Source organism: Halorubrum yunnanense (assembly GCF_026586675.1).
Lineage (GTDB): Archaea > Halobacteriota > Halobacteria > Halobacteriales > Haloferacaceae > Halorubrum > Halorubrum yunnanense.
Window position 1 is genome coordinate 1 of sequence record NZ_JAODIX010000054.1, and the last position, 2,850, is coordinate 2,850.

At 61.1% G+C, this 2,850-nt stretch carries 3 protein-coding genes; 2 read left to right on the top strand and 1 reads right to left on the bottom strand.

The annotated features are described in order from the left end of the window. Positions 1 to 87: 87 nt before the first annotated feature. Together phoU and N5096_RS12360 are read left to right on the top strand one after the other, a co-directional pair. Positions 88 to 765 (top strand): phosphate signaling complex protein PhoU, encoded by a 678-nt coding sequence (gene phoU / locus N5096_RS12355; protein ID WP_379790396.1) that lies wholly within the window; start codon positions 88 to 90, stop codon positions 763 to 765. A 2-nt stretch (positions 766 to 767) separates the two neighbouring features. Beyond that, positions 768 to 1,784: a phosphate uptake regulator PhoU gene (locus tag N5096_RS12360; RefSeq protein ID WP_267665117.1), complete on the top strand. Its 1,017-nt coding sequence runs from the start codon at positions 768 to 770 to the stop codon at positions 1,782 to 1,784. Positions 1,785 to 1,831: 47 nt separating this feature from the next. On the opposite strand, the gene N5096_RS12365 is transcribed toward N5096_RS12360, so the two are convergent. Beyond that, positions 1,832 to 2,737, bottom strand: coding sequence for a halo transducer protein (locus tag N5096_RS12365; protein WP_303654985.1), 906 nt, complete (start codon positions 2,735 to 2,737; stop codon positions 1,832 to 1,834). Between the last annotated feature and the right edge of the window lie 113 nt (positions 2,738 to 2,850).

Here is a 2,850-nt window from a genome sequence, read left to right on the forward strand (position 1 = left end):
CCGAGATAACGAGATGATTCCACGGGCTCACACCGTGCCGGCAGTTGAATCATCGGGGTAAAGACATACCATCAGTGGAAAGTTCGGGTGATCGTCGTGCCTCGAGAAGAGTATCGCGAGTCGCTGGATGAACTTCGAACCGATGTCGAGTCGATGGGCAAAAGCGTGCTTGGTCAGCTCCTGCGGGCGCTGGAAGCGCTCGAGAGCGACGACTACGGAGCGGCTCGCGAGGTGATCGAGAACGACGACCGAATCAACCAGCAGTATCTTGAGCTCGAAGGCGACTGCGTCGACCTTATCGCGCTCCAACAGCCCGTCGCCTCTGATCTGCGCTTCGTCGCCGCGTCGTTCAAGATCCTCACCGATCTGGAACGGATCGGTGACCTCGCGACGAACCTTGCTCGGTACGCCCTCGCCGGTAGCGCCGAAGTCATCTCCGAAGTCCGGATCCAACAGATCGGCGAGACCGCCTCCAATCAGGTCCGAGAAGCCATCGACGCGTACGTCGACGGCGACTCCGAGGCGTGTCGAGCGATCGACGTGCGTGACGACGAACTCGACGCGTCGTGTCAGAACGCCAGCGAAGCCGTCGTCCGCGAGCTGATTGCCAGCGAGTCCGATCGGTGGGACATCGAGCAACTGCTCGATGACGTGTCGCGGATACTGCTCACGATCCGCGATCTGGAACGAATCGGGGATCACGCCGTCAATATCGCTGCGCGCACACTGTACATGAACGACGGTGAGCCCGAGCTGATCTACTGACCATGGAGACCAGAAAGCTGCAGGAGGTCGGCGGCGGCACGTTCACCGTCTCGATTCCGAAAGGATGGGCGACGAATCACGACCTCGAGGTCGGCATGGAACTGCAGTTGTACACCCATCGTGACGGGTCGGTCCTCATCCGGTCCTCGAACGCGGACGTCAACTGTCTGGACGAAGCAACGGTCGATTTCGACGGCGGCGGTACTGAAGCCGTCAAGCGTGCCGTCCGAACGGCTCATGCGGTCGGGTTCGAGACGATAACGCTGCGTCGGGTGGGTACCTTCTCCGACGCAGAGCGCAAAGCGGTACGGTCGGCGGTCCGAGGTTTAGTCGGGACGAATATTCTCAGTGAATCAGATGCGGAGATTACGATCAGACACCTCTTGGACACGTCGTCCGTCTCCGTCTGTCAATCGATCGTCCAACTCCAGTACGTGGTCGTTTCACTCCTCCGCGACGCGACCGCCGCGTTCGTTGACGCTGCTGACACACACGCGAGAATCCGTGACCGTGCTGACGAAGCGCGCCGCTCCGCGGAGACGGTCACGCGGCACTTCTCGCGGTCACTGGTCTCGCACGCCGAGCTCGACGCGCTGGGTGTCTCCCGCCCCGAGCTGTTCGCCTACTACGCGATCGCCCGTCGCCTGGAAACCGTCGCCGATCAGGCCGTTCAGATCGCCAGTACCGGAGAAAAACTCCCCGAGCCGCCCGCAGACGAGGTGGCTACGAACGTGTGCTCGGTGGCCGACGACGTCGCGGGCACCGTTGACGATACGGTAACCGCTGTCCTCGACAAGGACATGACGAAGGCACAACGGGCGAGGAGTCAATGTGACGACGCCGTCGAGGGTATCGAGACGGTCGAACGGCGTTTATACGACGAATCAGTTGGATCGGTGCCCACGGCAGTCGCGCTGTCGAACGTGCTCTCGCACCTGCAACGGGCGGCTGATTGCGGTCGCTCCATGGCCGACACCGCTGCGAGAACCGCGATCCGCGCCGAAAATATCGATACCTGACGGTCCGAGGCGGACAAACAATTGTTGTCGCTCCGGGACGCGGTTCGCTACTCGATCGCGGGGCGGTGTTCCTCGGCGATGGCTTCGACTTCGGCCCATTCGACCGGCGGTTCCATCGCCTCGAGCGCCTCATCAAGCGCGGTTATGTGGTCTTCAAACCGTTCGTGCCACTCTGGTTCAGCACCTGTAGAGAGCTGTTCCCCGACGGTCTCATGCTTGGCCTGAACCTCGTCGATCCGGGGTTCGATCTCCGACGGCGAAGTACCACCTTCACGCTCGGCCCACGTTCGAAGCGCCGCCAGTTCTGCTCTGAGATCCGCGATCATCAACGACACGACACGGTGCCGAACCATCGCTGCGACCCACGTTTGTGCCGTCCCGCTCTCGGGGGCGCTGTCGTCGACAGCAATGATTTTGGCGATGTCGTCGAGTTCGTCCACTGACTCCGCGAGTGCATCGAGGTCGGCGGTGAGTTCCTTGACGCGGCGATCGGCGTCGGTGAGCCACTCCTCGAACGAGTCGATCTCGGACTGAAAGTCATCGGCGGCACGTTGGACCTCGGTAGCGACGTTCGTCACCCGTCTAATCCGTCGAGAAATTTCATAGAGATCGCCAGCCTCCCTCATAGCGAGTACCTCCTGTATGGCGTCACCGAGATTGTCTGCTCTGTCCTCGATAGTAGTAAGACGTGCGTCGAAGTTGTCGACGCGTGCCGACACGAGGGCTAAGTCTGAGACCGGTGTGGCCGCCTCTTGTGCGCTATCTAGCTTTTTCGCCGCGAGCTCTGCCCGTGTCTCGGCGGTTGCCACCACCATCGAGGCGTTCGCGACTGCGTCGTCGACGGCCGCCCGGCGGATAACCCCGTCCTGCGCAACGATCGCGAGCGTTTCTCGCACCTCGTCGGTATCTTTCTCCGTATCGACAACGATGTTTGTCGCCGTTTCGATGGACAGTCCATCAAGATCTGTCGGGTCGCCGTCGGACTCCGGTTTAGTCTGCTCTGTTGAAGAGCGATCTTATCAGCCAATATCACGGGTTTAGAAGGGTGAAGCCGAGGAAATCGAAC

Excerpts from the sequence above, each read along its gene's own strand:
- N5096_RS12360 (WP_267665117.1), top strand. The coding sequence starts at position 768 with ATGGAGACCAGAAAGCTGCAGGAGGTCGGCGGCGGCACGTTCACCGTC.